Source organism: Arthrobacter sp. E44 (genome assembly GCF_041877125.1).
In the GTDB taxonomy this organism is placed as follows: Bacteria; Actinomycetota; Actinomycetes; order Actinomycetales; family Micrococcaceae; genus Arthrobacter.
In genome coordinates, this window is sequence record NZ_JBHDJA010000020.1 from 1 (window position 1) to 21,229 (window position 21,229).

Below are 21,229 nucleotides of genomic sequence, written 5' to 3' on the forward strand. Positions count from 1 at the left end.
CGGTTTCCCAGTGGTGTCCGCAGTCTTCACGGCATCCAGTGTCACCGGCATATCCAGCTCATTCCTGCCAAGCAGACCGCCTGGCGTGTCGAGCCGGATACACCGTTAATTCCACAGTCCCACACATCAGCGGCGACAATCTTCATGGCTGGCTTTCGGGTTGGAGTTGGCAGGACCTGTGGGAATCATGTGCCCGGCGGGGGTCAGCGCTGGGTGCTGCCCCTGGCGGCATCGAGCAGGGCAAGTTCATCGGGACGGGGCAGCCCTTCCCAGTCGCCGCGGGTGCTGACTGCGAAGGCGCCGGCAAGGATGCCGCGGTGCAGGCGTTCGGGAACTTCTGCACCGCCGAGCAGAGCCGAAAGGTAGCCGGCGGTGAATGCGTCGCCGGCCCCGACGGTGTCCAGGCAGGTCACGGCGAGGGCGGGCGCTTCGAGAAGGCCCTCGGCTGTATAGACGGCGGCGCCCGCGGCGCCCCGCTTTACCACCACTTCCCGGACTCCGGCCTCCAGCAACCCCCTAGCTGCACAAGCCTCTACGTCGGCAGTGGCTTCGTCGCTGGCGCCGGTATCGCCCGGACGCCCTGCCGCGCCGCTCCCCGCCTGGGGTGGGGCAATCAGGTCCAGTTCGTCGTCGGACGCCACAACGATGGTGGCGTGCCGCGCCAGGGGTCCCAGCACCGCCCGTGCCTGGTCCCGGGACCAGAGCTTGCTGCGGTAATTGACATCGAGGGAGACCACCATCCCTTCGCTGGCAGCTCGTCCCGCGGCGTACTCCACGGCGTCCCGCGCCTCGGCACTAAGTGCAGGCGTGATGCCGGTCAGGTGCAGGATCCGGGCGCCCTGGTCCAGCGCGGCGGCCACATGATGACGTGAAATGGTGGCCCCCGCCGAACCGGCACGGTAGTAGAAGGCCCTGCTGAGGTCGGCGGTGCGCTGTTCCAGGAACATCACCCCGGTGCTGCGCTCCGCATGGACGCCGTGGTGCAGCCGGACGCCCTCGCCCCGTAACTGCTTCACGATGAATTCGCCGTGCGGATCAGCGCCGACAGACCCGGCCCAGGCGGAAGTGTGGCCAAGGCGTGCGACGCCAATGGCAACGTTCGATTCCGCCCCGGCCACCTGCATGTTCAGCGTGCCGCCGTTGGCCAGGGGGCCTGTTGACCGGAGCGAAACCATGGATTCGCCGAAGGTCAGCAGGTCCACCGGAGCGGGGCGGTCCGGGGCGGATTCGGTACCAGCAGTCATGAGCCGGTACCGGTCCTGGCTGCGAATTCGGCGGCAAGGCCCAGGAAGCTGCGCGCGCGGTCCCGCATTTCCGTCAGGTCCCCACCTGACGCTGACGTGCCGAACAGGGGCCCGCCCAGTCCAACGGCGATGGCGCCGGCTTCCCAGTAACCGGTGGCTTCACTGAGCCCCACCCCTCCCACTGCGATGAACGGGATGTCCGGGAAGGGATCCCGCACGGCCTTCAGGTAGCCTGGCCCGCCGATGGACGCCGGGAACAGCTTGATGGCGGTGGCGCCGCGTTCCATCGCCTCATAGGCCTCGCTGGGCGTCAGCGCCCCGGCCAGGACCGGGATGCCGGCGGCAGCGGCCTCACTGATCGAGGGTGCCAGGGAGGGCGTAACGATGAACTGGCCGCCGGCTGCGGTGACACGTTCGACGTCGGCCTCGCTGAGTACGGTGCCGGCGCCCACCAGGCAGCCGGCCGGGGCAGCCGCGCGGACCTCACGGATGGCCTCCAGCGCGTTGGGCGTGGTGAGGGCAATCTCCACGTACTGGAAACCCTCCTCCATTGCCGCCAGCGCGGCCTTGGCGGCAGCACCGCCGTCGTTCCCGCGGACAATGCCGACAAGGCGGGCCTGCCGGATGCCGGCCAGCAGGCTGGCAGGGGTAACGGCTGGATTCTGGGATGTCATAGGGTTCACCATTCTGCGAAGGATCCGTCGGGGTGGCGCCACACCGGACCGCGCCAGGCGTGGCCGCGCTTGTCCGCTGCCCGGACCACGGCTTCATCGATTTCGATGCCCAACCCGGGTCCGGTGAGCCGTTCGATGTGGCCGTTCACGAACTTGAAGGGGGTCTTGTCCACCACGTAGTCGAGGACTTCGGCGCCCTGGTTGTAGTGGATGCCGATGCTTTGCTCCTGGATGAGGAAGTTGGGCGTGGCAAAACCGACCTGGAGGCAGGCGGCGAGCGCCAGAGGTCCAAGCGGGCAATGCGGTGCCAGCTGGACTTCGTAGACCTCGGCCAGGGCGGCGATCTTGCGGACCTCGGTGATGCCGCCGGCGTGCGAGAGGTCCGGCTGCGCCACGGCAATACCGGCCTGCAGGGCGGGCAGGAACTCCTGCCGGTTGTACAGCCGCTCCCCTGTGGACACCGGCGTGGTGGTGGAGGAGGTGAATTCCCGCAGCAGGTGGGTGTTCTCCGGGACCACCGGCTCTTCGAGGAAGAAGGGCCGGAAAGGCTCCAGCAGGGGTGCCACCCGTTTGGCGTTGGCCAGGCTGAAGCGGCCGTGGAAGTCCACGGCCACGTCCCGGTGGTCGCCCAGGACTTGGCGGGCCGCGGCAACACGGCGGATGACGCCGTCGATCTCCGCCACCGAGGCCACCGGGCTCATCCGGCCGCTGGCGTTCATTTTCACGGCCGTGAGGCCCACCTCCAGCTGGGCGCTGATCTGGTCGGCCACCTCATTCGGTTCGTCACCGCCCACCCAGCCGTACATCCGGATCCGGTCGCGGACGTGGCCGCCCAGGAGCTGGTGCACGGGGGTGTTGAAGTGCTTGCCGGCGATGTCCCAGAGGGCCTGGTCCAGGCCGGAAACGGCGCTGGCCAGGATGGGTCCGCCCCGATAGAAGGACCCCTTGGTCATCACCTGCCAGTGGTCTTCGATCCGGAGGGCGTCCCTGCCAATGAGCAGTTCCGAGAGTTGCTCGACGGCGGTGCGCACAGTTTCGCTGCGGCCCTCGCAGGTTGCCTCGCCCCACCCCACGATGCCGCTTTCGGTCTCCACCCGGACAAAGAGCCAGCGGGGCGGGACCAGGAATGTTTCGATCCGGCTGATGACGGTCACGCGGCGGTTCCTAACCCTTGGTTGCGCCGGCCGTCAGGCCGGAGACGATGTACTTCTGCGTGAAGAGCGCGATGATCATGATGGGGATGGTCACGACTGTCGCTGCGGCCATCAGCCCGCCCCAGTCGATGCTGGCGTAGGAGACGAAGTCGAAGATCGCCACCGGCAGCGTCTTGGTCTTGGCACCGGAGAGCACCAGCGCGAACATGAAGTTGTTCCACGAGAAGATGAAGGACAAGATGCCGGCGGTGGCGATGCCGGACACCGCCAGCGGAAGCGTGATCAGCCGGAACGCCCCGATCGGCGTAAGGCCGTCCACCTCTGCCGACTCCTCCAGCTCAAGCGGCAGCGAGTCGAAGTAGCTCATCATGATGTACACGATCAGCGGGAGGGCCACGAACATGTGGCTGAGGATCAGCACCTCGAACTTGCCCACCATACGCAGGTTGGAGAAGACGTAGTACCAGGGAACCAGGAGTGAGACGCCCGGGATGACGCGGGCCATCAGGACCACCAGCGCGGAGCGGTGCATGGTGAACCGGCTCATCGCGTAGGCAGCCGGGACGCCCAGGACGATCGACAGCGCAGTGGAGACGAAAGCCACCCAGAAGCTGTTGACCACAAAGACGAAGTAGTTATTGCGCTGCAGCACGTTGGCGTAGTTCTCGAAAGTGGGCGAGAAGATGAAGGCCTTGGCGGTGTCGTAGATGTCCACGTTGGTCTTCAGCGACGCCAGGAGCATCCAGAACAGCGGGGCCAGCAGGAACAGCACCACCAGGACCAGCGCCACCACGCGGAACACTTTGTAGGCGCGGGTGCCCAGGGGCTTGCGGCGGCGGCGGGGCCGGTTGTCCGCGGTGGTGGCGGCGGAGTCTGTCATGACGGTCATTTGCTTACCGCTTTCTTGCGCATGGTGAGCAGCCACATGGAACCGATGATGATCATGAAGAACAGGATCAGCACCGCCGAGGAGAGCCCGTACTGGTTGTAGTCGAAGCTCAGTCCGTAGGCGTAGACGTTCAGCGTTTCCACTTCGTGGAACGAGCCGCCGCCCTTGCCCTTGGTGGCGTAAAGGATGTCGAAGGTCTTCAGGGCATCGATGCCGCGCAGCAGGATGGCCACGATCACGGTGGGCATCATGAGGGGCAGGGTGATGTAGAAGAAGCGCTGGAAGGCGTTGGCACCGTCCACGCGGGCGGCCTCGTCCGGTTCGTCGGACAGCGAGGTCAGGCCGGCCAGCAGGATCAGGACCACCATGGGGGTCCACTGCCAGACGTCCATGAAGATGGTGGTGCCCAGGGCAGTGTCCTGGCCGGACAGCCACGGCTGGGGCGGGATGCCCACCATCCCCAGGAGCTGGTTTACGAAGCCGATGTTGGGGTCGAAGATCAGCCGCCACATCATGCCGACGGCCACAGGGGTTGCCACCAGCGGCAACAGGATGGCCACGCGGACCCACTTTTCACCCCGGAACGGCCGCCAGAGGAGCAACGCGACGCCCATGCCCAGCACCACTTCAAAGGCCAGGGCTACGCCGGTGAAGGCCAGGGTGCGGCCCACCGCGGGCCAGAAACGCTCGGTGTCGCTGAGGACCGTGAGGTAGTTCTGCAGCCCGATGAACTCGGTGGCGGCCCGGACGGAGCCTTGGGAGTCGGTAAGGCTGAGGTAAAGGGTCCAGGCAAGCGGAAAAATGATCAGCACACCGACGAAGATCATGGCCGGGGCCGCGAAGAGCCATTTGCGGTGCCGGTTGGCCCAGGCGGAGAAGTTCCCCCCGGCGCCTGCGGGGCCACCGGCCCGGCGTGTGCGGGCACTGCGGGGAGGGTTCAAAACAGACATGGTTCACCTAAGAGTTTGAGGGTGAAGTTGGTCCGCGCCGGGACGGCCATTGAGAGCCGTCCCGGCGCGATGGTGTGGGGCGCTTCTGCGCCCGGCGTCCTACTTCTTTTCGCTGTCCAGGAAGGTCTGGAAAGCAGTCTGGGCGTCGTTGGCCGCGGCTGCGGTGTCTGCGCCGGTAATGGTGGCGACGATCGGCGCACCCACGATTTCACGTGCCTTGCCTACCGTGACAACCTCCGGCCGGTCGTGGCCCACGCCGTTCTTGGCGCTGGCGGCGATCGCGTCAGCCAGGTCCTTGGGGTAGGTGGAGGTTCCGTCAGGGTTGGACCAGACGGACGTGCGGGGACCGGGGACGCCGGCCTTCTGGGCTGCCAGGGTGCGCTCCTTGCTGGTGGCCCACTGGATGAACTTCCAGGCGTTGTCCTGGTTGCTGGAGTTCTGGTTCACGCCCAGCGCCCAGGAGGGGATGTTGTAGGGCTTGGAACCGGCGGGGCCGGCGGGCAGCGCAGCGAAGCCAACTTTGTCCGCAACCTTGGACTTGGCGGGATCGGTGGCGTTCTTGTAGAGCGAATCGGCCTCGGTGTAGAAGGCGGCGCCGCCCTGGGTGAAGATGGCCATCGCCTCAGGCCAGCTCATGTCCGTGCTGACGTTGGCGGGACCGTAGTTCTTGATCAGGCCGCCGTAGTAGGCGTAGGCCTTCTTGGCTGCGTCGGTGTTGACGGAGGCCTTGCCGTTGGAGTCCATAAAGTCTCCGCCGAAGCTGTACAGGAAGCTGGAGAACTGGGTGACCGCGGCGGACTTGCCTGTGCGGGCCACGAAGCCGGCGGTGTCAGGGGAGGAAGCCTTGATGGCCTTGGCCGCCGCTTCCAGTTCCTCCATGGTCTTGGGGACTTGGAGCCCGGCAGCCTGGAGCAGGTCCTTGCGGTAGTACAGGACTTCGCGTTCGGTGATGATCGGAACGCCAACCACCTTGCCGTCAACGGTGGTGGCCTTGACGGGACCCTCCTGGTAGTCCTTCCAGTCCCAGCCCGAGTCCGAGGAGACGTTCTTGGTCAGGTCCGCCAGGTAGCCGTTCTTGGAGAACGCCTTGCCTTCCTGCAGCGGCCGGTACATCATCACGTCGATCTCGTCGCTGCCTGCGTTGAGCTTGACGTTGTACTGGTCCGAGAGCTGGTCCTCGCCGAGCTGCGTGAGCTCGACCTTGAGCCCGCTGGACTTCTCGAACTCCGGAATGGCGGCCTTGATGCCTTCAGTCCATACGTGGTTGGCCAAGGTGACCCGCACCGTGCCGGACTCCTTGGCCTGGTCGCTGCCACCTCCGCCACCGCTGCAGGCTGTCAGCCCCAGCGACATCGCTGCGGCAACTGCCGCGTACTTCACAATTGAACGTCGCTTCATTACGACTCCCTTTGCCTCCAGGGCCCGCAACTCCGCGGACCGTTTACAAACGCCTCGTTACGTCTGTTGTGTTCAGCGAGCATAAACAAATAAGGCAGACATATACAAGAGCTTGCTGTGTCCCCATATGATTTATTCATGACCATCCCAAAGGCGGCGTTGTCCCCGGACCTGCATTCATCGCTGGTCGAGAACCTGGGGCTCGCCATCGCGGAGGGAACACTGGCACCGAATTCCATCCTGCGGCTGGATGAGCTGGAGGCGCAGCACAAGGTGTCCCGCTCCGTGATTCGGGAGGCCACCCGCGTCCTGTCCTCCATGGGCATGCTTGAGTCCCGGCGGCGCTTGGGAACGGTGGTCCAGCCGGAGGCCAGCTGGAACCTTTACGACCCGCAGGTGATCCGGTGGCGGCTGGCGTCGGCCAAGCGGCTGGAACAGCTGCGGGCTTTGAATGAATTGCGCGGCGCCATCGAACCGCAGGCTGCCCGCTTGGCTGCCGAACGCGCGTCCCTGGATGAGGCAAGCGATCTTGTTTCCATGGCGGCGCGCCTGTGGGCTGCCGGACAGCGCGGGAACCAGGAGGAGTTTTTGCGCCTGGACATTGAGTTCCACGCTGCGGTCCTCAATGCCTCCGGCAATCTGATGTTTTCGCAGTTGCATAAACTCGTTGCTGAAGTGCTGGCGGGGCGCACCCAGCACGGCCTGATGCCCCATCTTCCGGACCATGAGGCGCTGCAGATGCATGTGGACGTAGCCAGCGCCATCCAACGCCGCGACGCAGGCGCAGCCCACGCGGCCATGAGCAGGATCGTGGAACAGTCCACGGAGGAAATGGGCGATATCTGGTCCAGCCACCACGCGAAGGGGGAACGTCCCCGGACGGAGTGAGCCGCTGTTCGGTGGTGGGCTGAAGTACGCGGGCCACCGCGCAGATGCCAGTGCTCAGTACTGGCCCTTGACCACAAAGTAGGAGCCGCGGATGGTGCCGGCGAGCTTGGATTTCTGGCGGGCAAACTTGAAGCTGGATGCCAGTTCCTCGGGGACCTCCATGCCGTCGGAGAGCTTGAACCCGACCGCCCGCTTTGAACCCTCCTCGATTCCGTACATGACGTTGATGGAAAGGCCGGATTCGTAGAAGACGTACGTCATCCGCAGGCCGTCCACCTCGAACCTGGAGACCTCAAGGGGCTTGGACCCGATCACCAGGTTCCGCTCTGTGGCCAGGATGTTGTTCACGTAGTCCACCAGTTCCGGTGCATCAGCTGCCGGAGTCACAGTGAAGTCGTGGCCATACTTGTTCTTGTAGTAGCGAGCCTCGTTCGCCCGCAGCCCGGCCAGCGCCTCCGCTACCGGTGACGATTCCAGTCCGACGGTCGATACGTCCTTGAAATCAACGGTGTTGGGCAATGGGTCCTCCTGGAAGTGATGTTTCGACTCATCCTCGCAGACCCAAGCCGTGGTCAACCGCCCTGCGAGCCCGTATGCCGGCCGGTGAGCTTGTCCAGGATCCGATCCACCATCCCCACGCCCGGCCCCACGGTCTTGTGGAACAACTCGGAATGCGGTGCACTCGGGTGCGGCCGGGTGGGTGCCAGCTTCTTCGCCTTCTCCACCTTTTCGCCAATCTCGATGAGTTTCTCGCGTGGAATGTGCTGGCGGAGCTTGGGAAACTGTTCGGTCTCCTCGTCGTTGGCGTGGTGGCTCAGCTGTGCCTCAAGCTCATGGACCAGCTCCATGAAGGACTGGCCAGACGGTTCCTCTTTTTCCAGCCGCTTCATCAGCTTGACGATCTCTGCGTGCTCCTTCTTGTCGTGCTCCACTTCGCCCTTGCCGTCGGGCACATGGTCTTCAACGGCCGGGTACACGTACATTTCCTCGGCGACGGCATGCCGCATCACCTCGGCAATCAAAGTGTCCGCGAGGTCCCTGCGCTCACTTTCACCGGGCGCGCCCTTGATCTGCCCGATCAAAGCAATCATGTCCTGGTGGTCGCTGGTCAGGATGTCCACGACGTCGACGTTGGTTCCTGCGGAATTGGTATCACTCATGAGCCGGCCCTCCTCCTGGATCGCTTCGCGTAAGCGACGCGAGACGGTCAAACTACCACGGGCCAGCAAAGCGATCCATGGCAAAAAGCCCTAAACAGGGCCCCATCTGGAAGTCAGGTAGGGCACCCAAGAGCACGGCTTCACTCAGCTGATGGTTCCCGGATCACCAGCACCGGGCAGTGGGCGTGGTGTATGGTCTGGTGGGACACGGAGCCGAGCAGCATTCCGGTAAACCCGCCGTGACCGCGGGAACCGAGGGCCACGAGGTCAGCGTCCCGGGAAGCGTCAATAAGCGCCGACGCCGGGTTGCCCTCCACGATCTTTCCCGTGACGGATACGCCCCGGTCCTTGACGCGTTCGAGCTCCGCTTCAAGGATGGCCTGGGCGTCCTTCTCGAAGATCTCATAGTCCCAGGCTGTTCCCATGGCATCACTGACGTAGGGGAAGCTCCACGCCGTCAACGCCTGGACCTCACCATTGCGCAGCCGCCCTTCCTCAATTGCCGCCTTGGACTGGTCGGAACCGTCCACCCCCACAATGATCCTGAAGCTTCCGTTACCGGGCACGACTCCCCTTTTCCTGTTGGACGGTTACCGGCGGGACTAACCCTGGTCCGTCGTCGCGCCCTGCGCCGGCACAGCCACCGTGGAATGCTCCGGCTTGGCGGCCTTGTGTGGATTTCCCGCTTCCCTGGCACAGTGGAGGCAACAGTAGATACCGGATTCGCTCTCAACCGGATGGCCCAGGATGCGGCAGCCGCAGTGCTCGCACGCGGGAGCCATCATGTGGATGGCGCATTCGAAGCTGTCAAACGTGCCGGACTGGTTTCCCATGCTGACGGTGAACATCCGGCCCTCGCTGCTGCCGCAGACATCACATGCGCCCATGGTCCATGCCTCCTGTTGTTAACCCCTGCTCCAGACACTCAGGTTGGCTGCTTGCCCATGTGCTTGCCTAGGGGCAAAGGTCCTTCGGACGCCGGCAGCGGCGCGGCAGAAGGAATTTCGCGGCGCACCCATCCTCCGGCCAGCACATGCCGAATTCCGGATGTAGTAGTTCAAGCAAAGCTAGGACGGGACTATGGAAGCCGTGGACCAGCGGGCCCTGACCGGTGCCGTTATCAAGGAGCACCGGCTGGACCTGGCACAGCTGTGGCTGGAATTCGTTGGACTGGGCGGGGATGCCTCCGAACAGCTCATCCGGGATTACTGTGCAGGCGAAGCCACCCTTTCGCCCAAGGAGCGCGACGCACTGGCGCAGGCAGTCAACGAGCACTGCGCTGCCGAGGGACTGCCGCTGCGGGCCCCCTTCAGCAACTCCGCACTGTTCCTTCCGCAGCCGGAGCAGCACGGTCCGGAACCGCGTAACCCTGGACGGCACGACCCGGAACGGAAAGACCCTTACTCGTCGAAGTAGGTGAAGGTACCGGCCGCCCCTGCCACCGACTCGACGACGGAGGCCGCAACTTCGCGGAGCTTCATGTTGCGGGTGTTGGATGCGTCCTTCAGCAGCTTGAAGGCGGCGGCCTGGCTGCACCTGTTCTGCGCCATAATGGCGCCCGTGGCCAGGTCGATCACTGTGCGGGTCTGCATGGCAGCGCTCATGCCGTCCCTGATCTCCTCCAGCTTCAGCATGCGCAGGGCGAGCTTCAGCCCCTTCGAGGCCTGCCGCACGAACGCTTCGGCTGCAAAAACTCCGTCGTTGTCGGCCGCGAGCGGCTGCGGGCAGTAAAACGTCACCACACCGCGCACATCCACGTCCAGGGCTGCCGGAACGCTCAGCACCGAAAGGAACCCGTGCCCCTGGACAGCCTTGGCGTATTCCGGCCAGCGCCGTTCGCGCCGCAGGTCGGCCACCAGGACAGTTTCGGCGGTCCGCATGGCCAGCAGGCCGGGGCCGTCCCCATGCCTGGACTCCAGCTGGGTGATCGGCGCCAGGCCGGGGTGGCTGCCTGCACTCGCGACGGGTTTCTTTGGCCGCAACACTGTTATGTCGCAGGAGCATTCGTGGCCTGAAGACCCAAGCCTGGAGGCCGCATAGGCCGCCAGGTCCTTGAGGAAAGCCTCAACCTCCGGGTTTTGCAGGAATGATTCCTGGAGGTGCAGGGCAACGTCTGCGAAGTCCTCGCCTTCAGGGACGCCGGCCTTGAGCACGGGTCATACCTCCCGAACAGTAGTTAAAAGCCACACCATGTGGGCGCCCACTGCCGAACGGTTATGCCAGCCTACCTGCGCCACGCCGTAATCTGTCACCATGACGTGCTTGTCCACCCCCTCCGGCTCGGTCCGCGGCAGCTCCGTGGAAAGTGAGGGGATCACCATCCAACGGTTCCTGGGCATGCCGTACGCGGAGCCACCGTCGGGTGCCAACCGCTTCCGGCCGCCGGTCCCGCTGGTGGGGTGGCAGGGAGTGCGGGACTGCACCGCTCCTGGCCCCGCCGCGCCCCAGAACCCCGAATCCCCCGCTCCCCCGGGGACCAAGCCACGCAGTTGGAGCGAAGACGGATGCCTCAACCTGAACATCTGGACGCGGGGGACGGATGGCCCGGCCAGGCCGGTGATGGTGTGGATCCATGGCGGCGCGTACCTTTTTGGCGCCAACAGTGATGCGATGTACGACGGCGGCAGGCTCGCCGCTGCATCGGGCGCTGTGCTGGTGTCCATCAATTACCGCCTGGGTGCCCTGGGCTTCCTGCACCTGGCGGAGCTGCTGGGTCCCGGCTACGAGGACTCCTCCAACCTTGCCCTGCTGGACCAGTTGGAGGCCCTCCGCTGGATCCGCACGAACATCCGCGCCTTCGGGGGCGACCCGTCCAACGTGACCGTTTTCGGGGAATCGGCAGGCGCTGCAGCCGTCGGCGCCCTGCTGGGCATGCCGGCATCGGAAGGACTCTTCCGCCGGGCCATCATGCAGAGCGGCACGGCGGAACGGTACCGCCAGCCGGAGGAATCGGCGCGCATCAGTTCCGCCTTCCTTGAACTGTGCGGCTTGGACCGGTCCTCAGCCACACAGCTGCTGGCCCTCCCGGTGGGGAGGCTGCTCGAGGCCCAGGCAGCCCTGGAACAGCGGGTTGCCGCCGAATCTTTTGCTGTCCCGCTGCCGTTCCAGCCCACAGTGGGCACTCCATCGCTGCCGGTGCCGCCGCTTGAAAGTGTCCGCAACGGCGTCAACCGCGGGGTTGACCTGCTGGTCGGAACAAACCTCAACGAGGGATCCTTTGCCGTGGAAACGCGTCCACCCGCTTCGGATGACCCGGGCTATCCGGACCGTGCCGCCGCGGTGCTGGCCGGAGCGGGAGTCCCGGCGGAAGAGGCGCCGGGCTACACGGAGGCGCTCACCAGGGTGCTGTCCCGCGAGCCGGCGGGAAAGGAACTGCTCGAGGCCGCCATCGCAGATTCCATGTACCGCCAGCCGAGCAACCGGCTGCTCGACGCGAGGCTGCCGGGCGCTGCCCGTCCGGCAGCCGGCGGCAAGACCTTTGCCTACCTGTTTACCTGGCGCAGCCCGGCAATGGGCGGGAAGCTCGGCGCCTGCCACGCCCTGGACATCCCCTTCGTCTTCCGGCACCTGGACATTCCCGAGGCCGCCTTCCTCACCCGCGGCAAGGCGCCGCAGCCCCTCAGCGATGCCATGAGCGGCGCCTGGGCGTCCTTTGCGCAGACGGGAACGCCGCGCATAGCCGGACTTGGCTGGCCGGAGTACGGGCAAGAGCGCAACACCATGGTGCTCGACGCCGAACCAGGCCTCGAAGCCGACCCGCGGCGGGAAATCAGGGAATTCTTCGAAGCGGTCAGTCCGCTGCCATCGCGTTGAGGGTGTCCCGGATCCCGCTGAGGGCCGGGTCCCGCAGGGAATTGAAGGCCGGCTTCAGGAGCGGCTGGATGATCTTGGCCGGGCCGTTGATGCTGAACTCGGCCGTATATGTCACCACCGAACCGGTGCCGTTGGGGCGAACGTCCACCGAGTCGAAGGCCGTGACGGTCTTGTTCTCGCCGCGCAGCTTGATGTGGTTGTCCGTCAGCTCGATGACCTCATAGACCAGGGTTTGGCGCTTCCCCCGGAACTCGGACTCGGCATGGTACTTGTGCCCCACAGCCACCGGCCCGGGGGTGAGCTTGTCCATGACAGGGGTGTTGGGGTCCCACTTGCTGGTGTTCTCGAACTCACTCATGAAGGCAAAGGCCTTCTCCGCGGACAGGTTGGTTTCCACACTTCCGGTGACTGTGATCATCGTCCCAGTCTAGGGTGCCGCATCTGGCCCAACCCCGTCCCACCTGCCCATTTGGGAATCCCAGCGCCCTCCCGCCCGTTAACTTACTGAGCGGTAAACAGCCGCAGCGCTTAACGAGGGATGGTATGACCGCAAAGTTTGTGTCAGTTGAGGACGACGCCGGGAAGGTCACCCGGTATGCCCGCCATGACAACGGCGGCGGGCTCATCGCTCCGGGAGCCAGGGTGGCGGACAGCGCCCGCGTCGGCCCCATGACGTACGTGGAACATGGCGCCCAGGTGGGTCCCGGCTGCCGTATTGGGCACGGCAGCTGGATCGATCGTGACGCCACCATCGGGGACCGGACGGTGATCGGCGACGGGGTGCGGATCGGCCGGGGCACGGTGATCGGCAACCGCGTGCACATTGGCAGCCATTCACGGATCGGCTCCAGCGTTCTGATTGAGCACGGTGTCCACCTGGACACCGACAGCACCGTGCCCGATGGCAGCGAGGTCCTCGCCGGCGCGCACTCCCGCCTGGCACCGGCAAAGCACCGGCAGCACCGCAAGCACAAGAGCGGGATGGCTGCCTGAGCCGGGCCGGTTTTCAGGGGCCTGAAGTGCGGCGGCAGGAACTCCGGTAGATCAGCAGGCAGTGCTTCCGCGCACCACCAGTTCCGCGGGATAGATGACCGGTTCCAGCTGCTCCCCCGGGTTCTCAACGGCGCGGATCAATAGTTGGCCTGCTTGCTTGGCAATCTCCATCATCGGATGGGCCACCGTGGTGAGCCCAAGGCCGTTTGCTGCCTCGATGTCGTGGTTGTCGAAGCCCACAACCGCTACATCCTCCGGCACCCGTCGCCCTGCGGCGCGAAGAGTGTCCACGACGCCAAGCGCCATAAGATCGGATGCAGCGAAAACACCATCCAGCTCCGGCGCCTGGGCGAAGAGGTTGCGCGCCGCCTCGGCGCCGCCCGCCGTCGTGAAATCCCCGTGGACAACGGGTGCTGCCTGCAGCCCCGCTTCCTTGAGCCCCTGCAGCCACCCTTCCAGACGGTCGACGGCGGCTGTCATGTCCGTAGGTCCAGCAACGGTTGCGAGGTGGATGCGCCCTTTGCCGGCCAGGTGCCGCGCCGCCAGCCGTCCGCCTTCGAAGTTGTCGAGGTCCACGAAGGGAAGGCCGGAACCGGTATTCCAGGGCCTGCCGATGAAAACCGTGGGCAGGCCGATGGTTCCCAGGGTCTCAACCCAGTCGTCCGCTCGGTGGTGGGACACCACGATGGCGCCGTCCACGTGCCCGCCGCGCAGGTACCGCAGGGTCCGTGCCGAGTCATCCCCTGCCCTGGACATCAGCAGCACCAACTGCATGTCCGTATCGCGGAGCGCATCATTGACTCCGGTGATCACGGCTGCGAAGTACGGGTCCATCATGACCCGGGCGTCCGGCTCCGGAATGACCAGCGCCACCGACGCCGTGCGCCGCGTGACCAGGCTCCTTGCAGCCTGGTTGGGCGTGTACCCCAAAGCCACGATTGCGGCTTCAACGGCGGCTTTGGCTTCCGGGCTCACCTTCAAGCCGCCGTTGATTGCACGGGAGGCAGTGGAGCGCGATACTCCGGCGGCAGTGGCCAGATCCTCCAGCGTTGGACTTTGCCGCCCCGCCTTGGCAAGGACGGGGCGACTGGTCTTTTCGTTCATTACACAGACAATAACGACACCCGGCTCCGAAGATAACCCATCCAGGTTTTCAGCTGTTACCTCGTTGGAAGCGGCAACTTCGGAGTACCACAATGCGCTGGCTTTCGGTGTGCGCTCCTGGGTCTGGTAGTCCACCCGGACCAGCCCAAAACGCTGGTGGTAGCCGAAGGACCATTCAAAGTTGTCCAGCAGGGACCATGCCAAATAGCCGCGTACGTCCACGCCATCGGTGATGGCCCCATGCACTGCCTGCAGGTGGGCGGCGAAGAATGCGAGCCGGTCCTGGTCGTCCACGTAACCCGCCGCATTCGGCACATCATCGTAGGCCGCCCCGTTCTCAGTGATGTAGACCGGAACTCGCGCCGGGCCGGTGTACTCCGCCTGCAGCCGGTTCAGCAGCCGGCGCAGCCCTTCCGGCTGGACCTCCCAGCCCATCCCCGTGACGGGAAGGCCGCGCGGCACCGAGCGTGCACCATCGGCGGCCACGAACGGCGAGGACGTGGGCCTGGCGGGCGCCGCCGGCTTCTGCCCTTCCTGCAGCACCGCCTCTTCAAGATCCTTGGTCACGGACTCCCCGTGGTAGTAATTCACGCCGAGCAGGTCCAAGGGAGCGGAGATGATGTCCAGGTCCCCCTCCCGCACCACGTCAGCGAGGCCAAGGTGGGCCACATCCGCCAAGAGATCCGCCGGGTACTCCGCCTTGAACAGCGGGTCAAGGAAGATCCGGTTGAACTGGCCATCGATCCGCCTGGCGCCGTCACGGTCACTGCCGCTGCCGGGATCCCGGGGATCTGCGACCGTCAGGTTCAGGGTGATGCCCAGGGAGGCGTCCGCATCCCTCCGGCGGAGCTCACGGGTTGCCAGCCCGTGGCCAAGCATCAGGTGGTGGGCCGCGGCAAGTGCGGCCCGGGGTTCCTGCCGTCCGGGAGCGTGGATGCCGGCCGCGTAGCCAAGGAATGCCGAGCACCACGGCTCGTTCAGCGTTGTCCAGAACCGGACCCGGTCCCCCAGCGCCTCGTGCATCACTGCGGCGTACTCGGCAAAGCGGTAGGCAGTGTCCCGGTTGGCCCAGCCGCCCTTGTCCTCGAGCGCCTGGGGCAGGTCCCAGTGGTAGAGGGTCAGCCAAGGGGTGATTCCTGCCGCGAGCAGTTCATCCACCAGGCGGGAGTAGAAGGCGATGCCTTCCGGGTTGGGGGTGACGCCGTCGGGCATGCATCGCGCCCATGAGGTGGAGAACCTGTAGGCCTTCATGTTCAGGTGCCGCATGAGCGCTACGTCCTGTTCGTAGCGCCGGTAGTGGTCACAGGCCACGTCGCCGTTGTGGCCGTCCGCCACGGCGCCGGGCACACGGGCGAAGGTGTCCCAGATCGAGTCCTTCCTGCCGCCGTCGTGGGCGGAGCCTTCGATCTGGTAGGCGGCCGTTGCCGCCCCCCAGAGGAAGCCTTGGGGAAACGGAAGTGCGGTGGAACTCATCCTTTTACTGCTCCTTGCATAATTCCTGATACGAGTTGCCGGCCTGCCGCGATGAACAGGAGCAAGAGTGGGACGGTAGCGAGGACCGCGCCGGCGAGAACCACTGAATAGTCAACGAAGTGGGCCGCCTGGAGCAGCTGCAGTGCCACCGGGAGGGTGGGGTTTGAGGGGTCGAGGACAATGAAGGGCCAGAAGAAGTTCGTCCAGGTGGCCACGAACGTAAACAGGGCAAGCATCGCCGCGGCGGGCCGCGCCGCGGGAAATCCGACGTGCCAGAAGGCCTGGATCATTGATGCGCCGTCCATGCGGACCGCCTCGATCAGCTCGTCCGGCAGGGCGTCGCGAAGGTACTGCGTCATCCAGAACACCCCGAAGGCCGTGACGAGGCCCGGAATGATGACGGCCCACAGCGAACCCGTCCAGCCGAGCTTGGACATCACGATGAACAGCGGGACAACGCCCAGCTGGGTGGGAACCGCCATGGTGGCGATCACGAAGACCAGCAGTGCCTTGTTGCCGCGGAAACGAAGCTTGGCGAAAGCGAATCCGGCAAGGGTGGAAAACACGACGACGGACGCTGCCGTGACAGCCGAGACGATCAGGCTGTTGCCCATCGCCTTCCAGAACGGGATGCTGTCAAAGACCTTCGCCGCGTTGGCCAGGAAGTTTCCACCGGGCAGCAGCGGGATGCCGCGGCTGAGGACGGTGTTGTCGTGGCTGCCCACCAGGAAGGACCAGTACAGCGGGAAGACCGAGGCAAGGAGGACTGCCCCCAGGAAACCGTAGGTGAGGAAGCCCGGCCGCCGGGCGCCGCCGAACCCGGCCCTGCCGTTCCCGCCCTTTCGGCGCCGGGCCGCCGCGCGGGCGGCACCCTTGCCGGCAGTCTGCTCGATCATGGGAATGGAGCTCACTTGCGCCCTCCCTGGCTGGCTATGCGCTTGGTGATGACGAAATTGAGCAGGGCAATCAGCACGATGATCAGAAAGAGCAGCCACGCCACGGCGGAGGCCCTGCCGAAGTTCCGCTGTCCCCAGCCGAGCTCCCAGATGTACATGGTGAGCGTCTGCCACTGCCGGTCCGCGCCGCCCAGGCCGGACTGGTCGAAGACCCTGGGCTCGTCGAAGATCTGGAGCCCGCCAATGGTGGAGGTGATCACGACGAAGATGACGGTGGGGCGAAGCATGGGCACGGTCACCGAGAAGAACTGCCGCAGCCGGCCGGCACCGTCGATCGTTGCCGCTTCGAACACATCGCGGGGGATCGCCTGCATGGCGGCCAGGAAAATCAGGGCGTTGTACCCCGTCCACCGGAAGTTGACCATCGTGGCAATGGCCGCATGGCTCGCCAGCGAGTCGGAGTGCCACCGGACCGGGTCAAGCCCTACTGCCTTCAGCATCTCGTTGATCAGCCCGAACTGGTCTGCAAAGAGGTTGTTGAAGATCAGCCCCACCGCCACCGGCGCGACGACGAACGGCACCAGGACCCCCCATCCGCCAGAACGTCCTGGCCCTCAGGTTCGCGTCCAGCACCGCCGCGATCACCAGTGCGAGGACAACCTGGGGAACCGAGGAAAGGACGAAGATGCTGAAGGTGTTGCCCACAGCGTTCCAGAAGAACGGCTGGGCTACGACGAAGGCGTAGTTGTCCAGCCCCGCGAACTTTCCCTGCCCGCCGATGAGGTTCCAGTTGTGGAGCGAAACCCATGCCGTGTATGCCAGCGGGAAGAGGCCCGTGACCGCAAACAGGAGGAAGAACGGGGAGATGTAGAGGTAGGGGGACAGCTTGACATCCCATTTGGAAACCCGCCGGGAGAGTGCGAGCCGCCGGACGTTCTTCCCGTCATTCCCGGCGTTGGGGCTGCGCCCGGCTGGGGGCGTTATGACCCGGTCGGTGACAGCCATGGTTAGAGCGACTTCACTGCGGTGACGAACTTCTCCCAGGAGGAAGCGGCGTCGTCCGTCTTGTCAACGTCCACACGGGTGAGGGCCTGCTGCATTGCATCGTTGATTGCGAAGAACTTGGTGCCCTTGAAGGGGGTCACTTCAACAGCCTTGGCGCGCTCCGCAAAGATCTCGCCTGTCGGTGCACCGTTGAAGAAGGCATTGGTCTGGCCCAGCAGTTCGCTGCTTTCAAGGGCCTGCTTCTGGCTGGGGAACGTGCCTTTCGCGGTAAACGCCTTGATCTGCTGCTCGGGGGCGGTCAGCCAGCCCGCCAGCTTCTTGGCCTCGGCCTGGTTCGCGCCCTGGGTGGGGACGGTCAGGTAGGACCCGCCCCAGTTTCCGCCGCCGCCCGGGAAGACGTTGGCGACATCCCAGCCGCTGACCCCCGCGGCGTTGCCTTCGATGACACCGAGCATCCAGCCCGGGCAGAGGGTGGTGGCGAAGGCGCTGGTCTGGAAACCGGCGGCCCAGTCGTCGCTCCACTGCTTGAGATGGGCGGACAGTCCGTCCTCGGTGGAAGCCTTCAGCACCTGGTTGTAGATGTCCTTGACCTTCTGGTTCCCGGTGGCGATGACGGCGCCGTCCTCCTCCTCATAGGCCTTCTCGAGCTGATTGCTCATGCCCTGGTAGATGGCACCGGCGGAATCGAACCATGCGGCCTTGGGGTTGGCGGCCTTGAACTTCAGGCCGGCATCGAAGTAGCTTTCCCAGGTGCCGCCGAGCATCTTGGCAACCTCACCGCGCTCCGTGGGCATCCCCGCTTTCTTCAACAACTCGGCGTTGTAGCAGACGGCCTCAGGGCCGGAATCGGTCCCGTAGCCCACGAGCTTGCCGTCGGCCGTGGTGGCGGCTTCGGTCTTCCAGTCCAGCCAGCGGCCCTCCACTGCGGGGTCGCTGAGGTCAGCAAACTGGTCTGGGTACTGAAGCAGTTCCGGAAGCCAGTCCACCTCGACGGCCTCGATGTCCGACAGTCCGGAACCTGCCGCCAGACGAGTGGTCAGGTTGTCGCGTGCCTCGTTGCTGGTAGCCGCCTTTTTGTGCTCGATGGTGACGTTCGGGTTCAGCTCCTCATATTCCTTAAAGTGCTTTTCGTAGCCAAATTCGTTGAAGGTACCCACCGTAAGAGTGACCGGCTTGGAACCGGTGGATCCGTCAACACCGCCCTTCTCTGAGGCGGATGTTCCGCAGGCTGACAGGGACAGTGCCAGGCACGCGGCAGCAGCCGAGAGCACTGAGAGTTTGCTGGGTTTTTTCACAGGGAAGACTCCTTTGTCAGAAAAAGGGTTCGCTCCGGACGCCCGGAAGACGCGGCGCACATTGCCCAGGACTGGGCAGAAGCAGGAACGAGGGGGAAGAGCTCTTGGTGGGAGCGCTCTCACCACATCGTGCTTTATCTCACATCCACTGTCAAGGGGTCGTGGGAGCGCTTCCAAAAACCTCTTGCCGAGGGGCGGGGGTGATGTTACGCTTCCCCGACGAGAGCGCTCCCACCCAGATCTTGCCTGCTCAAAGAGGGACCGCCGCCCCAGCCCAACAACGACAGGACCAGCAATGCCGCTAGCCCCACGCCCACATCCTCCTCGTTCCGCTGCCCGGTCCAGGGACCGCCACCGTTCCGGCCGCATCACTGGCGCCACTGCTCTCCTTATCGGGCTTGTCATCGCCAGTGGCGGTGCCGGAGCACAGGCTTCGCCGGGGGCTGTTCCCGAAACGTCACCGCAGCTGGTCCCGGCCGCACCACAAGCCCCATCGAAGGCAGGGCAACATCCGTTCGGCCCCAATGTCTACGTTTTCGACCCCAGCATGCCGGTGGCGCAGATCCAGTCCACGGTGGATTCCATTGCCGCGCAGCAGGTGGACGACGAAATGGGGACCAACCGGTACTCCCTGCTGTTCAAGCCGGGCACCTATGGCACCCCTGAGGAGCCGCTGATCGTGCAGGTGGGCTACTCCACGGAGGTAGCCGGCCTGGGTGCTGCCCCCACGGATGTCACCATCAACGGCCACGTGGACGTTTACAACCGCTGCCTGGCCGCCGATAACTGCATCGCACTGAACAACTTCTGGCGTTCGCTGTCCAACCTCACCATCAATGTCACCGGGCTTGAGGGCTGCCGCAGCTCTGCGAATTTCTGGGCCGCTTCGCAGGCTTCCCCGATGCGCCGGGTCAACATCACCGGCGGCAATCTCTCCCTGATGGACTACTGCACGGCAGGCCCGCAGTATGCCAGTGGCGGCTTCATAGCGGATTCCAAGGCGGGCGCAATCATCAACGGGTCACAGCAGCAGTACCTGGTCCGCGACAGCAGCATCGGAAGCTGGTCCAACGGGGTCTGGAACCAGGTGTTCTCAGGCGTGGCCGGGGCACCTGCGGATTCCTTCCCCACCCCGCCTTACACAACCTTGGCCAACACCCCCATCAGCCGGGAGAAGCCTTACCTCACGCTTGATTCGGAAGGCCAGTACAGCGTTTTCGTTCCTGCCGTCCGTCACGACTCTGCCGGGACCACATGGGAAAACGGTCCTACGGAGGGCCGCAGCATTCCCCTGGCCGACTTCTACATCGCCACCCCTGGCGATTCCGTCCAGGCCATCAATTCCCAACTGGCCCGTGGCAAGAACCTGCTCCTTACCCCCGGGGTTTACGACGTCGACCGCAGCATCGAGGTCAAACGGGCCAACACCGTTGTCCTCGGGCTGGGCATGACCACCCTGACGGCCGTGAACGGGGCAGTTCCCCTGACCGTGGCTGATGTCCCCGGAGTTGATATCGCTGCAGTGACCGTGGACGCCGGCGAGGTAAATTCCCCTGCCCTGATGCGCCTCGGCAAGGCTATCCCGGGCGAAGGGGGCGGACCGGCCAACTCTGGCATCCACAGCGATCCGGCCAACCCCACCACGCTCCATGATGTCTTCTTCCGCATCGGCGGCCCGCACGTGGGCAAGGCCTCGGTCAGCCTGGAAGTCAACAGCGACAATGTCCTCCTGGACCACATCTGGGCCTGGCGCGCGGACCACGGCAACGGTGTCGGCTGGACAACCAACACCGGCAGGAACGGCGTGATCGTCAACGGCAACAACGTCACTGCCACTGGCCTGTTCGTGGAGCACTACCAGCAGTACAACGTCATCTGGAACGGTGAAAACGGCAGAACCGTCTTCTTCCAGAACGAGCTGCCCTACGACGCCCCGAACCAGGCAGCATGGCAGCACGATGGCGTCCTGGGCTGGGCGGGCTATAAGGTGGCAGATTCCGTCAGGACCCACGAACTGTGGGGCGGCGGCAGCTACGTCTACAACAATGTGGACCCCACCATCCATGCCACCAGGGGCTTTGAAGCTCCGGTGACCCCGGGAGTGAAACTGCACAGCCTGCTGACGGTAAACCTCGGTGCCGGGACACTGGACCACGTGGTCAATGACACCGGAGCGCCGGTCTCGACGGACGCCGTCGGGGTCCCCAGCTACGTGGCAGATTTCGGCTAGGGAGGCTGGGTATCAGCCAGTAAGAGGCGGAGGGGCGCGGTGTTGGCCATCAGGGCCGGCACC

The 21,229-nt window shown here is 65.0% G+C and carries 20 protein-coding genes and 2 pseudogenes; 5 read left to right on the forward strand and 17 right to left on the reverse strand.

Annotated elements, in window-relative coordinates:
* Positions 1-203: 203 nt before the first annotated feature.
* From ACETK3_RS16385 to ACETK3_RS16410, 6 genes are all read right to left on the reverse strand, one after another.
* Complete coding sequence (locus ACETK3_RS16385) at positions 204-1,244, reverse strand: sugar kinase (protein WP_373993180.1); 1,041 nt, start codon at positions 1,242-1,244, stop codon at positions 204-206.
* A complete protein-coding gene (locus ACETK3_RS16390) occupies positions 1,241-1,918 on the reverse strand; it encodes a bifunctional 4-hydroxy-2-oxoglutarate aldolase/2-dehydro-3-deoxy-phosphogluconate aldolase (protein ID WP_236800708.1) in 678 nt (225 codons plus the stop codon). The genes ACETK3_RS16385 and ACETK3_RS16390 overlap by 4 nt, the downstream gene beginning before the upstream one ends.
* A gap of 5 nt (positions 1,919-1,923) precedes the next feature.
* Positions 1,924-3,072, reverse strand: a complete 1,149-nt coding sequence (gene dgoD / locus ACETK3_RS16395; protein WP_142131464.1) for a galactonate dehydratase — start codon at positions 3,070-3,072, stop codon at positions 1,924-1,926.
* Between the two features lie 10 nt (positions 3,073-3,082).
* On the reverse strand, positions 3,083-3,961 hold the full coding sequence (locus ACETK3_RS16400) for a carbohydrate ABC transporter permease (RefSeq protein WP_142131466.1): 879 nt from the start codon (positions 3,959-3,961) through the stop codon (positions 3,083-3,085).
* A complete protein-coding gene (locus tag ACETK3_RS16405; RefSeq protein ID WP_237429643.1) occupies positions 3,958-4,911 on the reverse strand; it encodes a carbohydrate ABC transporter permease in 954 nt (317 codons plus the stop codon). The genes ACETK3_RS16400 and ACETK3_RS16405 overlap by 4 nt, the downstream gene beginning before the upstream one ends.
* 99 nt (positions 4,912-5,010) lie before the next feature.
* On the reverse strand, positions 5,011-6,309 hold the full coding sequence (locus ACETK3_RS16410; RefSeq protein ID WP_306969584.1) for an ABC transporter substrate-binding protein: 1,299 nt from the start codon (positions 6,307-6,309) through the stop codon (positions 5,011-5,013).
* A 138-nt stretch (positions 6,310-6,447) separates the two neighbouring features.
* On the opposite strand from ACETK3_RS16410, the gene ACETK3_RS16415 reads away from it, so the two are divergent.
* Complete coding sequence (locus tag ACETK3_RS16415; protein WP_236800700.1) at positions 6,448-7,197, forward strand: FadR/GntR family transcriptional regulator; 750 nt, start codon at positions 6,448-6,450, stop codon at positions 7,195-7,197.
* Positions 7,198-7,251: 54 nt separating this feature from the next.
* Here the strand turns inward: ACETK3_RS16415 and ACETK3_RS16420 are convergent, their stop codons facing one another.
* From ACETK3_RS16420 to ACETK3_RS16435, 4 genes are all read right to left on the reverse strand, one after another.
* Positions 7,252-7,716 (reverse strand): phage tail protein, encoded by a 465-nt coding sequence (locus ACETK3_RS16420; protein ID WP_236800698.1) that lies wholly within the window; start codon positions 7,714-7,716, stop codon positions 7,252-7,254.
* A 53-nt stretch (positions 7,717-7,769) separates the two neighbouring features.
* Positions 7,770-8,357, reverse strand: coding sequence for a hemerythrin domain-containing protein (locus ACETK3_RS16425; RefSeq protein WP_373993181.1), 588 nt, complete (start codon positions 8,355-8,357; stop codon positions 7,770-7,772).
* A gap of 140 nt (positions 8,358-8,497) precedes the next feature.
* Complete coding sequence (locus ACETK3_RS16430; RefSeq protein ID WP_373993182.1) at positions 8,498-8,923, reverse strand: universal stress protein; 426 nt, start codon at positions 8,921-8,923, stop codon at positions 8,498-8,500.
* A gap of 36 nt (positions 8,924-8,959) precedes the next feature.
* Complete coding sequence (locus tag ACETK3_RS16435) at positions 8,960-9,244, reverse strand: hypothetical protein (RefSeq protein ID WP_236800692.1); 285 nt, start codon at positions 9,242-9,244, stop codon at positions 8,960-8,962.
* 193 nt (positions 9,245-9,437) lie between these two features.
* On the opposite strand from ACETK3_RS16435, the gene ACETK3_RS16440 reads away from it, so the two are divergent.
* Positions 9,438-9,773, forward strand: coding sequence for a hypothetical protein (locus tag ACETK3_RS16440; RefSeq protein ID WP_237429638.1), 336 nt, complete (start codon positions 9,438-9,440; stop codon positions 9,771-9,773).
* On the opposite strand, the gene ACETK3_RS16445 is transcribed toward ACETK3_RS16440, so the two are convergent.
* Complete coding sequence (locus tag ACETK3_RS16445; protein WP_373993183.1) at positions 9,758-10,510, reverse strand: GAF and ANTAR domain-containing protein; 753 nt, start codon at positions 10,508-10,510, stop codon at positions 9,758-9,760. The two genes, ACETK3_RS16440 and ACETK3_RS16445, sit on opposite strands and share 16 nt — an antisense overlap.
* Before the next feature lie 100 nt (positions 10,511-10,610).
* Here ACETK3_RS16445 and ACETK3_RS16450 point away from each other — a divergent pair, with 100 nt between their 5' ends.
* Positions 10,611-12,170 carry a carboxylesterase/lipase family protein gene (locus ACETK3_RS16450; protein WP_373993184.1) on the forward strand — a complete coding sequence of 520 codons (1,560 nt, stop codon included), beginning with the start codon at positions 10,611-10,613 and terminating at the stop codon, positions 12,168-12,170.
* Here the strand turns inward: ACETK3_RS16450 and ACETK3_RS16455 are convergent.
* Positions 12,148-12,588: an SRPBCC family protein gene (locus ACETK3_RS16455; RefSeq protein WP_373993185.1), complete on the reverse strand. Its 441-nt coding sequence runs from the start codon at positions 12,586-12,588 to the stop codon at positions 12,148-12,150. The genes ACETK3_RS16450 and ACETK3_RS16455 overlap by 23 nt on opposite strands.
* A gap of 125 nt (positions 12,589-12,713) precedes the next feature.
* Between ACETK3_RS16455 and ACETK3_RS16460 the strand changes: the two genes are divergently transcribed.
* The gene (locus ACETK3_RS16460; protein ID WP_236800676.1) at positions 12,714-13,163 is read left to right on the forward strand and encodes a transferase; all 450 of its coding nucleotides are present in this window, start codon (positions 12,714-12,716) and stop codon (positions 13,161-13,163) included.
* A gap of 51 nt (positions 13,164-13,214) precedes the next feature.
* Here the strand turns inward: ACETK3_RS16460 and ACETK3_RS16465 are convergent, their stop codons facing one another.
* The 5 genes and pseudogenes from ACETK3_RS16465 to ACETK3_RS16485 all read right to left on the reverse strand — a co-directional run bounded on the left by ACETK3_RS16465 (position 13,215) and on the right by ACETK3_RS16485 (position 18,936).
* Positions 13,215-14,267 (reverse strand): LacI family DNA-binding transcriptional regulator, encoded by a 1,053-nt coding sequence (locus ACETK3_RS16465; protein ID WP_373993218.1) that lies wholly within the window; start codon positions 14,265-14,267, stop codon positions 13,215-13,217.
* Between the two features lie 9 nt (positions 14,268-14,276).
* A pseudogene (locus ACETK3_RS16470) lies at positions 14,277-15,740 on the reverse strand (glycoside hydrolase family 1 protein); the annotation flags it as partial.
* Positions 15,737-16,651: a carbohydrate ABC transporter permease gene (locus ACETK3_RS16475; RefSeq protein ID WP_373993186.1), complete on the reverse strand. Its 915-nt coding sequence runs from the start codon at positions 16,649-16,651 to the stop codon at positions 15,737-15,739. The gene ACETK3_RS16475 and the pseudogene ACETK3_RS16470, both read right to left, overlap by 4 nt.
* Positions 16,648-17,641, reverse strand: a pseudogene (locus tag ACETK3_RS16480) (carbohydrate ABC transporter permease). Before ACETK3_RS16480 ends, ACETK3_RS16475 begins: the two are co-directional and overlap by 4 nt.
* Before the next feature lie 2 nt (positions 17,642-17,643).
* A complete protein-coding gene (locus tag ACETK3_RS16485; RefSeq protein ID WP_373993187.1) occupies positions 17,644-18,936 on the reverse strand; it encodes an ABC transporter substrate-binding protein in 1,293 nt (430 codons plus the stop codon).
* Between the two features lie 295 nt (positions 18,937-19,231).
* Here ACETK3_RS16485 and ACETK3_RS16490 point away from each other — a divergent pair, with 295 nt between their 5' ends.
* The gene (locus tag ACETK3_RS16490) at positions 19,232-21,166 is read left to right on the forward strand and encodes an adenylyl cyclase (RefSeq protein WP_373993188.1); all 1,935 of its coding nucleotides are present in this window, start codon (positions 19,232-19,234) and stop codon (positions 21,164-21,166) included.
* The last annotated feature ends 63 nt before the right edge of the window (positions 21,167-21,229 follow it).